Below are 15,702 nucleotides of genomic sequence, written 5' to 3'. Positions count from 1 at the left end.
TTTATTTGTTTCTCATTTTAGCGTGAGATGCAACGAACATCGCATCACCGAAGCTAAAGAAACGATATTTTTCTTTTACTGCTTCATTATAAGCATGAAGTACATTATCTCTGTTTGCAAATGCACTTACAAGCATAATTAATGTTGATTTTGGTAAATGGAAGTTTGTAATTAAACCATCAATTGCTTTAAATTCATAACCTGGGTACATAAAAATATCTGTCCAGCCAGAAGCAGCAAAAAGCTTACCATCATGATCTGTTGCAATTGTTTCTAACGTACGAGTTGATGTCGTACCTACTGTAATAATACGTCCACCATTCTCTTTTACGCGATTTAATAATGCCGCTGTCTCTTCAGACATATGGTAATATTCTGCGTGCATATGGTGTTCTTCAATCGTGTCTGCAGAAACTGGTCTAAATGTTCCAAGCCCTACGTGAAGTGTAATAAATGCTAACTCAACGCCTTTTTGTTTTAACTTCTCAAGTAACTCTTCTGTAAAGTGAAGTCCCGCAGTCGGCGCTGCTGCTGAACCGATTTCTTTCGCATATACCGTTTGATAGCGGTCGCGATCTTCCAGCGTTTCTTTAATATATGGAGGAAGTGGCATTTCCCCAAGTTCATCTAAAATTTCATAGAAGATGCCGTCATATGAAAATTCAAGCTGACGTCCACCTTGATCTGCAGTTCCTATGCAAGTTGCTTTTAATTTCCCTTCGCCAAAAGAGATAACAGTTCCTTCTTTTACACGTTTCGCTGGCTTCACAAGCGTTTCCCACTTATCGCCTTCTTCTTGTTTCAAAAGAAGCACTTCAATGTGCGCGCCTGTATCTTCTTTCACACCGTGCAAGCGAGCAGGCATAACTTTCGTTTCATTTAAAACTAAGCAATCCCCCTCATGTAAGTAAGAAAGAATGTCTGTAAAATGTTTATGCTCAATATCACCTGTTTCACGGTCTAACACCATTAATCTTGATGTTTCACGATCTTCTAACGGGACTTGCGCAATAAGTTCTTCTGGTAAATGAAAATCAAACAGATTAATATCCATAACTATATCCACCTATTTCTTATTTGAATCGATTTATTATATACATAATAAAAGATAATACAATACTTAACACAATACATGTGATGATAGGAAAATAAAAGGTAACGTTTCCCTTTTTCACAAAAACATCGCCTGGAAGTCTTCCAATAAACTTCCAAGCTAATCCAACAACGATAAGTAAGATACCTGCTGTAATAAGCAATTTTGGCATCTCCGTCATACTTTTGGCATCTCCATTCCGAAATGATCATATGCAAGTGGCGTTACGATGCGTCCTCTTGGCGTTCGTTGTAAAAAGCCAATTTGTAATAAATACGGCTCATATACATCTTCAATCGTATGAGATTCTTCTCCAATCGTTGCCGAAACCGTTTCTAATCCAACTGGACCACCACGGAACTTTTCAATAATACCAAGCAATAATTTATGATCGATATGATCGAGTCCTAATTTATCTACTTGCAATAGTTCTAACGCCATTTGTGTAATTTCTATTGTAACCGTTCCGTTACCACGAACTTGCGCAAAATCACGTACACGTCGTAATAGACGATTTGCAATACGAGGTGTACCACGGGCACGTCTTGCAATTTCTAGTGCGGCTAACGAGTCAATCTCAACTTCGAATACTTCTGCTGTACGTTCAACAATCTCAGAAAGCTGATCTACTGTGTAATATTCTAATCTTGAAAGTACACCGAAACGGTCACGAAGCGGCGCTGATAATGCCCCCGCACGCGTCGTTGCTCCAACTAATGTAAAGGGAGGTAAATCTAATCGTACAGACCGTGCTGACGGTCCTTTTCCAATTACAATATCAAGACAGAAGTCTTCCATCGCAGGATATAGTACTTCTTCAATTGATCTATGCAGACGATGAATTTCATCAATAAATAATACATCCCCTGGCTGAAGCGCTGTTAATACAGCCGCTAAATCACCTGGTCTTTCAATTGCAGGCCCTGAGGTTGTTCTAACATTAACGCCCATTTCATTTGCAATAATATTCGCAAGCGTCGTTTTACCAAGCCCTGGCGGTCCATATAAGAGCACGTGATCCAACGTTTCTTCACGCATTTTTGCCGCTTCAATAAACACCTCTAAATTATGTTTCGCCTTATCTTGGCCAATATACTGACGGAGCGTCTGTGGCCGTAATGAATATTCTAAATCCACATCTTCATATGCAGATTCCCCTGAAAGGAGACGTTCGTCCATTATACTCACCTCTTACCATTTAGTAAAAGACTAAGTGCCTTTTTAATATACTGATCCGTCGTTAATGATTCTTTTAATAACTCTGGTACAACACGAGAAACTTCTCGTTCTGCGTATCCAAGTGCGCGCAGAGCTTCCAACGCCTCATCAAGCTCAACTGAAGAACCTTTCTTCTCATCAAAACGTTCTTCCTCTGAGAATAAATCAACAAATGCATCTGGCACGACATCTGCTAATTTTCCTTTTAAATCTAAAATCATTTGGCGCGCTGTTTTCTTCCCGACACCTGGGAACTTCACTAAAAACTTCTCATCTTCATGTTCTATCGCTTGCACAACCTGTCCGGTTTGACCAGAAGCTAAAATGGCAAGAGCACCTTTTGGTCCAATACCAGACACACCTAACAACTTTGTAAATAATAAACGCTCTTCACGTGTTTTAAACCCGTAAAGTGCCATAATATCTTCTCTCACATAATGATATGTATAGACACGGATTTCTTGCTTACTTCTTTGAAATACATACGGATTTGGTGTAAAAATTTGATAACCAATTCCATTATGGTCAATTACGACATATTCCGGTCCTACATATTCCACGTGACCTGTAACATATTCAAACAAAATACGATCTCTCCCTCTTAAATCATGTATTCCATTTTAACATATTTAACGATAGAAAAGCGAGACTGCCCCAACAAATGTTCTCCAGTTAAAACTTCTGTTATTTTCCATTGACAGAAAGTATAAAGCCCCTTAATATACAGTGATCGATAATGATTATCAATATTAATTAAAGGGGTTACATTAGGATGAAACGCAAGCTATTTATTTTATTTACTATTATGTTAGTTGTTCTTTCTATTGTTGGCTGTTCTTCCCAAAAAGAAGAAACAAAAGCAAAAGAACAACCGAAAACAAAAGTTGTCAAACACGCTAAAGGAGAAGCTACAATTCCAGTAAATCCAAAGAGAATTGTAGACCTATCGGGATCAACAGAAGACTTGTTACTTCTTGGACACAAACCTGTTGGTACGGCAAATACGTATAAAGATAAAATCCAAAATCATTTAACAGAAAAGTTAGACGGAGTAAAAGCAGTTGGCTGGTACTGGGCACCTAAAGTTGATTTAGAAGCTGTTACGGCTTTAAAACCAGACTTAATTATTTTAAACAATCGTCAATTAAAAATTTATGATCAACTAGAAAAAGTAGCACCGACAGTTGTTCTAGAAACGAACTTAGAAGACTGGCGCGGTAAGTTTAAAGAAGTAGGCAAGCTATTTGACGAAGAGAAGGAAGCTGACAAATGGATTGCAGACTACGATAAAAAAGCAGACTCTTTATCTAAAAAAATTAAAGAAAAAACAAAAGATGAAAACTTTATGTTCGTTGCAGTTACACCACAAAACTTCCGTGTATACGGTAGCTTCGGATATGGTGATATCCTCTTTAACGACTTAAAACTTCCAGCAACAAAAGGTACAGATTTAAAACAAACGATGGCACAAGTATCACTAGAAGGTCTTGTTGCATTCCAACCTGACCAAATGTTTATTGTAAACTTCGGCGGAGAAGCTGATAAAGTGTACGAAGACTATAAAAACAGTGCCGTTTGGAAAGATAATAAAGCAGTAAAAAGCAATCACGTATATGAAGTATCAAACGAAGTCTTCAATACACAAGCATTCAATCCAATCGGAAAAGATATGCTAATTGATGAGATCGCAAAACAAATTTTAGATAAAAATAAATAAGAAAAAGCAGCTCACCATGAGCTGCTTTTTTTCTTACTTTGCACTGCATATTGCTTCATTTTTTCAATTGTCTTCACAAAACCTTCTTTTGATTTAATACGAATACCACGTTTCAATTTCGCACGCTCATAACTCTCAAGCTTTTTCATATCAATTTGAAAGAAGGAATGAATCGCATTATCACTTTTCGGCACACCTTTGAAAATTTGTAATATCCCTTCCTCTGAAACACCAAAATAACCACTCGTTTTCAATAAAGGAGAAATATCATCAACTTTCTTTTGTAATACAATTTGTACATCATCACGATCAACAAGTTGCCACTCTTTATATTGCTGTAAAAACTTTTCTAAATCCGCTACTTTTTCTGTAAATATTTCTTCACTTACTTCTCCATCAACATACATACGCTCTAATAAAATTGTAACTTGAGGGTCTTTCTCTGTTACTTCTGGTACTGGCCCTTCCGCCCTCGCACTCGTTTCATAAACTAAACAAAACAGCATAACGAAAGCTTGTACTGCAATCAGTATCCATTTCATTTCCGTTCACCTCTTTTAGGCAAGATCAAACTTTCATTTGTAGCTTTTCCGGAAATGAGGGTTTTATCCCTAATTCATAGATTGCTCCTATTAAAACTTATAGAGTTCAATATTTTCTGACTTTAAAACCAACAAAAAAGAGAAGCTTGGATTAATCCAGTCTTCTCTTTACATTCATATAAAATGAAAGACGCCTGCAAAGCAGGCGTCTTGATGCGTTTACGGCGAGAGACCAGGCGACCACATTCGCGTGTTTAGCACTTAAGCATATCTCTCGTCTTACGTAAATTAGCTCATCGCTTTGCTAATATAACATTAATAACGTATACGTGCAACATATTTATAAAAAATATTTTATTTCCTCTTTCATACAAATTTTTTTATGTAAATTATAAATTGATAAATGCAATATATATGTTACAATAAATATAACAGCGAAATCATAATAAACAGGGGATGTGTATTGTGAAAAAAATAAAGGATGAACGTCTCATTCTTCAAACATTAAAAAATATACGTATCGCTTTTCTTTTTCAATCCATTGGTATAATAGGTATTTTGGGTTATATCGGATTCACTGAAGGAATGGATCAAATTACGAAATCTCCATTATGGTTATTATTTATTCTTACAAGTATTGTACTTAGCTATTTACAGTTAAGTGTTTCAATCGATGTAGAAGAAAGTGAAAAGGAAATAAAGTTAACTCCTTATTATAAACTTGTCTTCCGCTCCCTTATTGTAGGAATCGTTATGGCTATTATTTATATTATTTTCAGTCCAGAAAGACCTCTGTTTGAAGCTATTTTAACAGGTAGTATTCTTTTCATATGCTTTTTAGTTTCTTACTCCGTTAGTTATTTTATTAAAAAACGTCGTTTACAAGACAACGATGAATAAAGAGGAAGGGCTACCCCCTCCTCTTTTGTTTTGCTATCGCACTGTACCAGTTAAACCGTAACGAATATCTCGGAACATATTCGCTATGTCACGATTAAAGTCGTTTGTAACTGTACCGTTACGTAGACGTGTACTCATTGCATCGACACGAGTAAACATGTCATTTCTTACAGAAACGTATACGTTTCTGTTTCCAACTTCATTTGCAACCGCTTGGCGAATTTCGTTCGCCATTGTTGTTTCATTTGTCACTGGATTACGTGGTTTTACCGCAATCGCTACATCGTTTCCATATACAACTGTAGATACTCGATCTACGTTATCCATACGTTTCACACGATTTGTAATTTTTTCTGCAGTTTTACCATCGTTGTTAACATATGAATTGTTCATTGTAATATTACGAGTCGGATTCGGATTCGCAATTTGCCCGTTATAATTTACATCGCGGTAATAATTATATCCTGTATCGTTACGACCATTCTTATATGTTACATAATCTGTATATTGATTGTTACGCGTTACATTATCGCGATACTGGTGTGTATCATTATAAGATGTATGCTCATAATTGTAATTACGTCCATCCATTGCGTTGTTATCTTTTGGTGTACCACATGCAGCTAATGCACTGGTAACTAACAAAGAAGCAGCAATCACTTTTACTTTCGTATTCAATACAAAAACCCCCTCTGTTAGAATGAACTTCTCTTCTGAAAAGCTCCCTCTTATGATGAGTAACAGAGGATGTTTTTACACTGTTAATATTTCACTAGGAATTTTCTAACACTTCATGCAAACATTCATTGTTCTTAATTAACATGAATACAAAAAAGGCGGGAATACTCCCACCTTTTTTAAACTTCCTCTTCGTCCTCTTCTTCTGAAACTGGCTCGCCAAATACATTTGGTGGCTCTGGTTGGTAATACATCGTCCCTGGCTGCGGCGCATAGGCTGACTGAGTTGGTTGATAATACAAAGGATTCGCATATTGTGGTCCTCCAGGTTGCGGACTATACAATCTACTCTCTCCTCCGCATCCACAGTCTTCTTCACCTTGCACGAGCGGTGGCATATTATTATCCATTGGCATCATATTTGGATTTGGCATAGACGTATATTGTGGCCCAAATGGTGCTCCTTGTTGATACGGCATATTATAGTACGGATTTTGTTGTTGATAATACGGATTCGGTGGCATCATAGGCTGTTGATATGGCATTTGATACGGCATCATGTTCGGTGGCTGATTGTTATCCATAATCGGCATCATGTTTGGCATTTGGTTGTTATCCATAATTGGCATCATATTTGGCATTTGATTGTTATCTATAACCGGCATCATGTTTGGCATTTGGTTGTTATCCATAATTGGCATCATGTTTGGCATTTGGTTGTTATCCATAATTGGCATCATATTTGGCATTTGATTGTTATCCATAATCGGCATTATGTTTGGCATTTGATTGTTATCCATAATTGGCATCATATTTGGTGGCTGATTATTATCCATGATTGGCATCATATTTGGTGGCTGATTGTTATCCATAATCGGCATCATATTTGGTGGCTGATTGTTATCCATAATCGGCATCATATTTGGCACTAGAATATTTGGTGGTATTACTTGTGGAATAACTACATTTTCTTTCGATACGTTTGGTGACACAATATTCCCTATATTTTCTTTCTTCACTTGTGGTGATACGATATTTCCTATATTTTCTTTCTTCACTTGCGGTGATACGATATTTCCTATATTTTCTTTCTTCACTTGTGGTGACACGATGTTATCTTTTTTCGCTTGCGGAGAAATGATGTTATTAGGTTTCATTTTCGTAATCTGCGGAGCAATTAACTCGCTTCCTTTTTTTATTACGTCTGAAATTTTATACTCTTTTTTCTGTTTTATTGGTGGTTGCGGCGGCTGTGGTAATACATTTACCGAAAACTTCGTATTTTCTTTTTCCGCCGGTTTTTGTTTTTCTATAACAGGTGGTTTTTGAATGACAGACGGTTTTTCAACTGGTTGTTCTTTTTGAATCGGCTGTTCTTTTTGAATCGGCTGTTCTTTTTGCGGTTGTACCTGTACTTCTTTTTGCGGCTTCACTTGCATTTCCTTCTGGGGCTTTACTTGCACTTCTTTTTGTGTTTGTTGCATAGCAGGCTGCTGTGTAATTGGTGCCGATTGATACGTAACTTCTTCCTCATCCTCTATTCCAAGCGGAGTTGGTGTTGCTGCAAATTCTTTTTGTTGCACTTCTTTTACGTATTGTTTTGGAGGTGCTGAACCTGATCCAGCATGTTGTTTCACGTGGACGCTGTTTGATGGTACTTTAATTTTCATACCTGGCATGATTAAATCTGGATTACTAAGTTGTGTATTTGTTTTTTTCAACGTGTCAAAATCCACTCCGTACTTTTTCGCAATTTTCCAAAGGGTATCCCCTTTTTGCACGATATGAATTTTCAAATTTTCCCCCTCCTGTATAACTTATCTATAAGTAACAAATCTCATGAAGTAACACTTTCACGTTAACTTCTCTTCACTTTTATCACTTCTTCTATTTTCAATATAGTTCGAAGTGGAATAAGCATAAGAAAATCACAATGATTTCTTCAAAACAATGTATGCCCATTTCGTTCTCGTTATGATTATATGTATGAAAAAAGCAACGGGAATCCCGCTGCTTCACACGCGCTCTAACATACGATTTAATGCAAGAACCGCCTCTTCTGTCACCTGTTTATCTACGGTAATAACGTTAATTTCTTCTCCTCTTTCTATCGTTTCAAGTACCCATAATAAATGCGGTAAATCAATTCGGTTCATCGTTAAACACGGACACATAAAGGGATTAAGTGAAACGATTTCTTTATCTGGATGTTGTTGAATAATTCGATTCACCAAATTCATTTCTGTACCAATTGCCCATTTACTTCCAGATGGAGCCGATTCAATCATATCAATAATATATTTCGTCGAGCCTGCATAATCTGAAGCTGCTACAACTTCATAGCAACATTCCGGATGTACAATAATGTTCATATCCGGATGATTTTTTCGTACACTCTCAATATTTTTCACTGTAAAGTTTTGATGAACAGAGCAATGACCTTTCCATAAAATCACTTGAATTTCTTCTATATCTCCATCATACTCTAATGAATCTGTATGCGGGTCCCATACTGCCATTTTATCTAACGGGATACCTAAATCGTACGCTGTATTTCTCCCTAAATGTTGGTCTGGCAAAAAAACGAGACGTTCTTTTTGTGTAAACGCCCAAGATACCATTTGTTTTGCATTTGAAGACGTTACTGTTGCTCCTCCGTTACGACCACAAAATGCTTTAATTGCAGCTGTAGAGTTTACATACGTTAACGGAATCATCGTATCTCCAAATAATTTCGTTAGCTCTTTCCATGCTCTTTCCGTTTGTTCAATATCTGCCATATCTGCCATTGAACAACCTGCACGCATATCTGGTAAGATAACAATTTGTTCATCTGTCGTTAACATGTCTGCTGTTTCTGCCATAAAGTGAACGCCACAAAATACAATATATTTCGCCTCTTTATTACTTGCTGCAACTTGCGCAAGCTGCAGCGAATCCCCTGCTGCATCTGAAAATTGTACAACTTCATCTTTTTGATAATGATGCCCCGGAATAAATAACGTTTCTCCCATTTTTTCTTTAATTTCGCGAACGCGCTTTTCCATATCTTCCGTTGACATCGTGTAATAACGCTCTGGTAACATCGTTTCAATTGGCTGTACTTTTTCTAAAATACTCATATACCGTTCTCCCCCTCTAAGCCACGTTCCTTACTCTTCAATATTGAAACTAATATCAAGTGCTTTCACTGAATGCGTTAACGCTCCAAGTGAAATATAATCTACCCCTGTTTTTCCGTATCCCGATAAATCTTCAACTGTAATTCCTCCTGAAGCTTCCGTAACGATGGCGCTTGGCACAATCTTTGAAAACTCCCGAATCTCATCTGGCGTACGATTATCGAACATAATAATATCCGCACCAGCAGCTACAGCTTCTCTCACTTGCCCCTCCGTTTCTGTTTCCACTTCCACTTTCACCATATGTCCTAATTTTTCTTTCACCGATGTAACGGCTTTCGTAATAGAACCAGCAAAAGCAATATGATTGTCTTTAATCATGACACCATCATATAAACCGAAACGATGGTTAAATCCACCTCCGCATACAACTGCATACTTATCAAACATACGTAGCCCTGGCATCGTTTTTCGCGTATCACAAATGCGTGTATGGCTGCTATCTAAAGCAAGAACAGCTTTATGTGTCATCGTCGCTATCCCACTCATACGCTGGATAACGTTTAATATAACGCGCTCTGCCGTTAATAACGATGCGATTGGTCCTTGCACAGTTGCGATTATTTCGCCTTTTTCTACAAGATCCCCATCTTTTTTATGAAGCTCCACTTCAATTCTCTCATCAATTAATTTAAATCCTGCTTCAATTACTAAACGTCCCGCAAAGACCCCTGTATCCTTCGCCAGAAACGTTCCTTTTGAAAGTAAATTGTCTGGAAAAATAAGCTGAGATGTTACATCTCTTTCTCCTATATCTTCTAGAAAAAATCGATTTAATGCTTCTTTCACTTTTATCGTGTTCATAAAGCCCCTCTTCCCCTCATCACACAAGTTGTAGTTTTCTTTTCACTCGAACGATTTCTTTTTTTACGCTATTTTTCCCTGGATAATCACTTCGATAATGTCCACCAAGACTTTCTTCTCTTTGCAGAGCTGAAATGACTATGAGCTCACAAACCGTTAACATATTTATAAGCGTTATCTCTTCATTTGTAAGAGCATTATGTTGCAATATCATATTGCGAACACCATACTTACTAAGCCATCTCCTTGCATAAGATAAACTTTGCTCTGTTCGTACAATCCCAACATATTTCATCATGCATTCTTGTATTTCTTCTTTCGCCGGCAAATGATTCAGAACAATAAACTTATCTTCCTTCTCCGCTAGGGTGTTCAATCTTTCTTTTGTCGCTTTAGTTAAAATATGTTGTCCTATTCTTCTTCCAAACACAAGACCTTCTAATAATGAATTACTTGCTAACCTATTTGCTCCATGAACACCATTACAGGCTACTTCACCGACCGCATATAAATTTGGAATGGACGTCTCCCCATCACAGTTCGTTTTCACGCCGCCCATATGAAAATGAGCGCCGGGTACGATCGGAATACGTTTTTCATTTATATCGACACCATTCTTTTTGCACAATGATGATACAGTCGGAAATCGTTCTTCGAAATTTTGGATAGACTCGATATTCAAATATACTTTTTCACCCGCCAAAAGCTGTTCATGAATTGCTCTTGCCACCACATCACGCGGCGCGAGATCATAATCAGGGTGTATATCCATCATAAAACGCTGCCCTTTTCCATTTATAAGGACAGCTCCTTCACCGCGGACAGCTTCAGAGACGAGGCCACAGCAACGCCCGCTCGCGTATAACATTGTTGGATGAAATTGGACAAACTCTAAATCTACGAGCTCTCCGCCCGCTCTGTACACCATTGCAAGCCCATCGCCTGTAATTGTCTCATCATTAGAAGTAAAAGCGTATAAACCACCAATTCCTCCTGTTGTTAATACGGTATAATCAGCAGTATAACGTTTTAATTCCCCTTCATTATTTCGCGCTAGAACTCCAACACATTTTTCATTTTCTATAATAAAATCGAGCACCATTTCTTGTTCCACTACCGTAACGTACGGGGCTATTTCTTGAATAAGATGCTCTAATAAATTCTTTCCTGTTGCATCGCCGCCCACATGTAAAATACGGCGCTTTCGGTGCGCGCCTTCTTTTCCAAGATGTGGGCCTGTTTCATCTCCATCAAATTTCATTCCATCTTCAATGAGAGTATTTATTTCTTTCGGTCCTTCCTCGACTAAATAACGGACCATATCTTCATTGTTATAATGACATCCTGCTACTAACGTATCTTCAAAATGATCATTTGGATTGTCATATGTAGCAACCGCTGCCGCAATTCCACCTTGGGCTAAATGTGTATTATTATTACGTTCCGTCTTCTTTGTGATAATAATCACATTCTTTTCGTGACAAATCTCTTTTGCAACACGAAGTGCCGCAACGCCACTTCCAATAATTAAGACATCTGCACTTGGCATAATTGTTGCCTCCTACTTTACACTTTTCAACTGTCTTGACACCTATATTTACATAGTTTTAAAATAATGACAAGAGTTTTTTTATAATTCTTATTTTCACTACTATAAAAAATACAAGGAATGTAACTCTTACTAGAGAGAGGAATTTACATGATGATATATCTTGACTATGCAGCTACTACACCTATGAGCGAAGAAGCGTTACAAACATATATGAAAGCAGCATCGCAATACTTTGGAAATGAACAAAGTTTACATGATATTGGAGGGACAGCCTCTTCTTTATTACAAGTTTGCAGAAAAACCTTTGCAGAAATGATTGGAGGAAAAGAACAAGGAGTATTTTTTACAAGCGGCGGTTCAGAATCTAACTATCTTGCGATTCAATCACTTCTAAATGCTAGAAACAAGAAACATATTATTACGACACCTATGGAACATGCATCCATTCGAAGTTATTTTCAATCTTTACAATTACAAGGCTATACAATCACTGAAATTCCTGTTGATAAACGCGGAATCATTCGTTTAGTAGATTTAGAAGCTGCTATTACAGAAGATACTGTTCTAGCAAGTATACAGCACGGAAACTCTGAAATCGGAACCGTTCAAAACATAGCAGAGATTGGGCCACTTTTAAAAAAATATAATGTTTTATTTCATACAGATTGTGTGCAAACGTTTGGCAAACTCCCTATCCATGTTTTTGAGATGGGGATTGATAGTCTGTCTGTTTCAGCACATAAAATATACGGGCCAAAAGGTGTCGGCGCTTGCTACATAAATCCGCAAGTTCGCTGGAAACAAATATTCCCAGGTACTTCTCACGAAAAAGGATTTCGCCCTGGTACAGTGAACGTTCCCGGAATCGCCGCTTTTTTAACAGCAGCTGAGAACATATTAAAAAATCATATGGAAGAGAATTTACGTTTCAAAGAGTTACGAACCTACTTTTTAGAACAATTACGAACACTTCCGCTAGAAATTGAAGTAGAAGGTCATTCTACTTCTTGTTTACCACATATTATTGGGGTTACAATAAAAGGAATAGAAGGTCAATATACAATGCTAGAATGTAATCGCCGCGGTATTGCCATTTCCACTGGCAGTGCATGCCAAGTCGGCAAACAAGACCCTTCGAAAACAATGCTTGCAATTGGAAAAACGTATGAAGAGGCAAAACAATATGTTCGCTTCTCTTTCGGACAGCAAACAACGAAAGATCAAATTGATACTACTATTCATGCACTACACACAATTGGAAATCAATTTTATAGAGGTGTTAAATCATAATGAAACAAAATGAACAAAAAAAGATTTTAGGTGAAGAAAGACGACAGCTTATCCTTCAGTGGCTTCTTGCTGCAAACGAACCGTTATCAGGGAATGAACTATCAAAAAAGACGAACGTAAGTAGACAAGTTATCGTACAAGATATTTCCTTGCTTAAAGCAAGAAACGAACCAATTATTGCAACTGCTCAAGGCTATTTATATTTAAAACCACAAGAGAAACAACAAGCTTTTGAACGTGTAATCGTATGCCAGCATAAACCAGCAGAAGTACGTCAAGAACTTACAATGCTTGTTGATCACGGCGTTACGATTAAAGACGTAAAAGTTGAGCATCCTGTATACGGCGACTTAACAGCATCCATCATGGTAAGTAATCGCTTTGATGTAGAGCAATATTTACAAAAAATCGAAAACACAAATGCTTCCTATCTATCGCAACTTACAGATGGTATTCACTTACATACAATTGAAGCAGATTCTAAAGAAAAATTAGATGCTGCTTGCGAGGCTTTAGATAAAGCAGGATTTCTCGTTTATTAATGTAAAGCACAGAGTTTTTATCATTCTCTGTGCTTTTATTTTGGAAATGATATAATATTGTAATCAATTGTAAAGGAGATCAAAGATGGAAATTGAACTCGTTCACTTTAGCACTGGTAAACCGAAACAAATGAAATATGGCGAAGATAAAGAAATGATAACAGGTATATGTAAAGATCCTACAGAAGAGGCCTTTCTCTCAAAAGACGGATTCCTTGGTGATGACGTAGCAGATTTAAAACATCACGGGGGACCTGATCGCGCTGTTTGTGTATACCCATATGAACATTACGCACTATGGGAAGAAGAATTTCAAACTACGCTCCCCGCTTCCACATTTGGCGAAAACATTACCGTAACAAATATGTTAGAGCGTGATGTTTGCATCGGAGATACATATGAACTAGGCGAAGCAATTATTCAAGTCACACAAGCAAGAGTACCTTGTAGCACGATTTCAAAACGCCTCGGTATTCCTGGCATACTGCCGCGCATTGTAGCAACCGGATATACTGGCTACTTATGCCGTGTTCTTCAAGAAGGTACCGTGCGTAAAGATTCTAAAATGACATTACTAGAACGTCATCCAAGCAATGTTTCTGTTCTTTTCTCTAACGAAATCTATTTCCATAATAGAAAAGATAGAGATGGCCTTGAAAAAATTCTTGCTGTTCCAGAACTAGCTGATATTTGGCGTGGTCAGTTAGAAGATCGTCTTGCGAAGTTAAAATAAAGAATCCCACCTTCTGCAGGTGGGATTTTATTAATCTAGCAAAATTGTTTCTGTTGCTTCGATAGAATAGACAGCTTGCTCTGCCCCAAATCGATAATACTTTTGAATTAGCTTCATACGTAACCGTTCTAAAAGTTTACGTGAAGGTATATTAGCCATTTGTGTTACTGCGATTACTTTTGGAAGTTGTAATTCATGAAAAGCATAACGAAGTACTTCTTGAACAACTTCCGTTGCATAGCCAACTCTCCAATACATCGGTAATAATTGATAGGATACTTCAATATCTTGGTTCACATCATTTGGATCGAGCGAGACTACCCCCATGAATGTTTTCGTCTTCCTGTCCCTAACAATCCAATACCAACAGCTTTCTTCTGGGGATAACATATCATTGACAACATCCCTAAGTGTCTCCTCTTTCCGCGGACCACCGAGATATTTCCTCACTTCTACATTTAAATACAGTTCTTTTATACTTTCGTAATCTGATTCATGAACTACGTCTAATAAACAACGTTTCGTTTCAAGCAAGTTTAACAGCTCCTCACCTCTTACAACCAATAAGAAGAATAACTCCCAAGCACCGTAACAGAAAAACCAAGTGCTTCAAGTTCCATCGTTACGCCTGGCAATAATACATCATCGTATGCTTTATCAACATCGATTAAGAAAAAGTAATTTCCAAGACCTGTTTTCATCGGGCGAGATTCAATTTTAGATAAGTTTAATTTTCTCCATGCGAAAGCTGATAACACTTGATATAGCGCTCCTGCATAATCTGCAGGTAACGTTATCATAAGCGTCGTTTTCTCTCCGCGATTTTCTCCATTATTCGGGAGTGTCGCTTTCTTTTTCTTATGCAGAACAAGGAAACGTGTATGATTGTTTTTATGCGTATGAATGCCACTTCTTACAATTGTTAAACCGTATTTTTCTGCAGCTGCTTCATTTGCAATAGCAGCGATTTTTTCTTCAGGATGTTCTTTCACATATTGCGCAGCGGCACTTGTTGATGTCATATCTCGAACAGTTACCCCTTTTAATTCTTCATTTAAAAACTTATGACATTGTGCAATAGCATGTGGATGAGAATGCACTGCATATACTTCTTCCCACACTTCTGCATACTGCGGATGTACGAGTAAATGTTGCTGAATTGGTACTGTAATTTCTCCTACAATAGAAAGTGGTTGCTCATGTACGAGATAATCAACCGTTATATTCACCGAACCTTCTATGGCGTTTTCTAGTGGTACAACTGCAAAATCTACATTTTCATTTGCGGCTGCATCTATACAATCTGGAATCGTTCGATACGGTACATGCTCTGCTTCCGGAAAAAAACGACTCACCGCCATATTTGTAAATGTTGCTTCTGGTCCTAAATATCCTACTCGAATCATCGTCTTTTCCCCTCTTTTTCGTTTTCTTACTGTTATACCATAATT

16 protein-coding genes and 1 pseudogene are annotated in these 15,702 nt (G+C 37.5%); 5 read left to right on the top strand and 12 right to left on the bottom strand.

Annotated elements, in window-relative coordinates; all coding sequences use genetic code 11:
- Window position 1 precedes the first annotated feature (1 nt).
- From queA to ruvA, 4 genes are read right to left on the bottom strand one after another with little or no spacing between them, the layout of a single operon-like run.
- Window positions 2–1,054, bottom strand: a complete 1,053-nt coding sequence (gene queA / locus COE49_RS03915) for a tRNA preQ1(34) S-adenosylmethionine ribosyltransferase-isomerase QueA (RefSeq protein WP_088230675.1) — start codon at window positions 1,052–1,054, stop codon at window positions 2–4.
- 19 nt (window positions 1,055–1,073) lie between these two features.
- Complete coding sequence (locus COE49_RS03910) at window positions 1,074–1,274, bottom strand: DUF2905 domain-containing protein (RefSeq protein ID WP_088230676.1); 201 nt, start codon at window positions 1,272–1,274, stop codon at window positions 1,074–1,076.
- Complete coding sequence (ruvB, locus tag COE49_RS03905) at window positions 1,271–2,272, bottom strand: Holliday junction branch migration DNA helicase RuvB (RefSeq protein ID WP_088230677.1); 1,002 nt, start codon at window positions 2,270–2,272, stop codon at window positions 1,271–1,273. Before ruvB ends, COE49_RS03910 begins: the two co-directional genes overlap by 4 nt.
- Before the next feature lie 5 nt (window positions 2,273–2,277).
- A complete protein-coding gene (gene ruvA, locus COE49_RS03900; RefSeq protein ID WP_088230678.1) occupies window positions 2,278–2,895 on the bottom strand; it encodes a Holliday junction DNA helicase RuvA in 618 nt (205 codons plus the stop codon).
- A 188-nt stretch (window positions 2,896–3,083) separates the two neighbouring features.
- Here ruvA and COE49_RS03895 point away from each other — a divergent pair, with 188 nt between their 5' ends.
- The gene (locus tag COE49_RS03895; protein ID WP_088230679.1) at window positions 3,084–4,028 is read left to right on the top strand and encodes an iron-hydroxamate ABC transporter substrate-binding protein; all 945 of its coding nucleotides are present in this window, start codon (window positions 3,084–3,086) and stop codon (window positions 4,026–4,028) included.
- A gap of 11 nt (window positions 4,029–4,039) precedes the next feature.
- Here COE49_RS03895 and COE49_RS03890 read toward each other — a convergent pair whose 3' ends face one another.
- Window positions 4,040–4,570 (bottom strand): BofC C-terminal domain-containing protein, encoded by a 531-nt coding sequence (locus tag COE49_RS03890; protein ID WP_088230680.1) that lies wholly within the window; start codon window positions 4,568–4,570, stop codon window positions 4,040–4,042.
- A 465-nt stretch (window positions 4,571–5,035) separates the two neighbouring features.
- Here COE49_RS03890 and COE49_RS03885 point away from each other — a divergent pair, with 465 nt between their 5' ends.
- Entirely contained in the window at window positions 5,036–5,470 is a 435-nt protein-coding gene (locus COE49_RS03885) for a branched-chain amino acid ABC transporter substrate-binding protein (RefSeq protein ID WP_140417357.1), read from the top strand.
- 33 nt (window positions 5,471–5,503) lie between these two features.
- Here COE49_RS03885 and COE49_RS03880 read toward each other — a convergent pair whose 3' ends face one another.
- The 5 genes and pseudogenes from COE49_RS03880 to nadB all read right to left on the bottom strand — a co-directional run bounded on the left by COE49_RS03880 (window position 5,504) and on the right by nadB (window position 11,683).
- Window positions 5,504–6,148, bottom strand: coding sequence for a YhcN/YlaJ family sporulation lipoprotein (locus tag COE49_RS03880; RefSeq protein WP_088230682.1), 645 nt, complete (start codon window positions 6,146–6,148; stop codon window positions 5,504–5,506).
- A 1,639-nt stretch (window positions 6,149–7,787) separates the two neighbouring features.
- Window positions 7,788–7,944, bottom strand: a pseudogene (safA, locus tag COE49_RS28410) (SafA/ExsA family spore coat assembly protein); the annotation flags it as partial.
- A 219-nt stretch (window positions 7,945–8,163) separates the two neighbouring features.
- Window positions 8,164–9,270, bottom strand: coding sequence for a quinolinate synthase NadA (nadA, locus tag COE49_RS03870; RefSeq protein ID WP_098945711.1), 1,107 nt, complete (start codon window positions 9,268–9,270; stop codon window positions 8,164–8,166).
- Between the two features lie 30 nt (window positions 9,271–9,300).
- Entirely contained in the window at window positions 9,301–10,134 is an 834-nt protein-coding gene (nadC, locus tag COE49_RS03865) for a carboxylating nicotinate-nucleotide diphosphorylase (RefSeq protein ID WP_088230685.1), read from the bottom strand.
- Window positions 10,135–10,153: 19 nt separating this feature from the next.
- Entirely contained in the window at window positions 10,154–11,683 is a 1,530-nt protein-coding gene (gene nadB / locus COE49_RS03860) for an L-aspartate oxidase (protein WP_088230686.1), read from the bottom strand.
- A gap of 150 nt (window positions 11,684–11,833) precedes the next feature.
- Here nadB and COE49_RS03855 point away from each other — a divergent pair, with 150 nt between their 5' ends.
- The 3 genes from COE49_RS03855 to COE49_RS03845 all read left to right on the top strand — a co-directional run bounded on the left by COE49_RS03855 (window position 11,834) and on the right by COE49_RS03845 (window position 14,251).
- A complete protein-coding gene (locus COE49_RS03855; protein WP_098253402.1) occupies window positions 11,834–12,976 on the top strand; it encodes an IscS subfamily cysteine desulfurase in 1,143 nt (380 codons plus the stop codon).
- On the top strand, window positions 12,976–13,518 hold the full coding sequence (locus COE49_RS03850; RefSeq protein WP_000812272.1) for a transcription repressor NadR: 543 nt from the start codon (window positions 12,976–12,978) through the stop codon (window positions 13,516–13,518). The genes COE49_RS03855 and COE49_RS03850 overlap by 1 nt, the downstream gene beginning before the upstream one ends.
- 85 nt (window positions 13,519–13,603) lie before the next feature.
- A complete protein-coding gene (locus COE49_RS03845) occupies window positions 13,604–14,251 on the top strand; it encodes an MOSC domain-containing protein (RefSeq protein ID WP_088230688.1) in 648 nt (215 codons plus the stop codon).
- A 30-nt stretch (window positions 14,252–14,281) separates the two neighbouring features.
- Here the strand turns inward: COE49_RS03845 and COE49_RS03840 are convergent, their stop codons facing one another.
- Complete coding sequence (locus COE49_RS03840; RefSeq protein WP_098253416.1) at window positions 14,282–14,785, bottom strand: GNAT family N-acetyltransferase; 504 nt, start codon at window positions 14,783–14,785, stop codon at window positions 14,282–14,284.
- A 20-nt stretch (window positions 14,786–14,805) separates the two neighbouring features.
- Window positions 14,806–15,657 (bottom strand): prephenate dehydratase, encoded by an 852-nt coding sequence (gene pheA / locus COE49_RS03835; protein WP_098253403.1) that lies wholly within the window; start codon window positions 15,655–15,657, stop codon window positions 14,806–14,808.
- Between the last annotated feature and the right edge of the window lie 45 nt (window positions 15,658–15,702).

Origin of the sequence: Bacillus sp. AFS029637 (assembly GCF_002584985.1) — a bacterium.
Lineage (GTDB): Bacteria > Bacillota > Bacilli > Bacillales > Bacillaceae_G > Bacillus_A.
The sequence above is the reverse complement of the archived record's forward strand: the minus strand, read 5'-3'. Positions and strand labels throughout refer to the sequence as shown.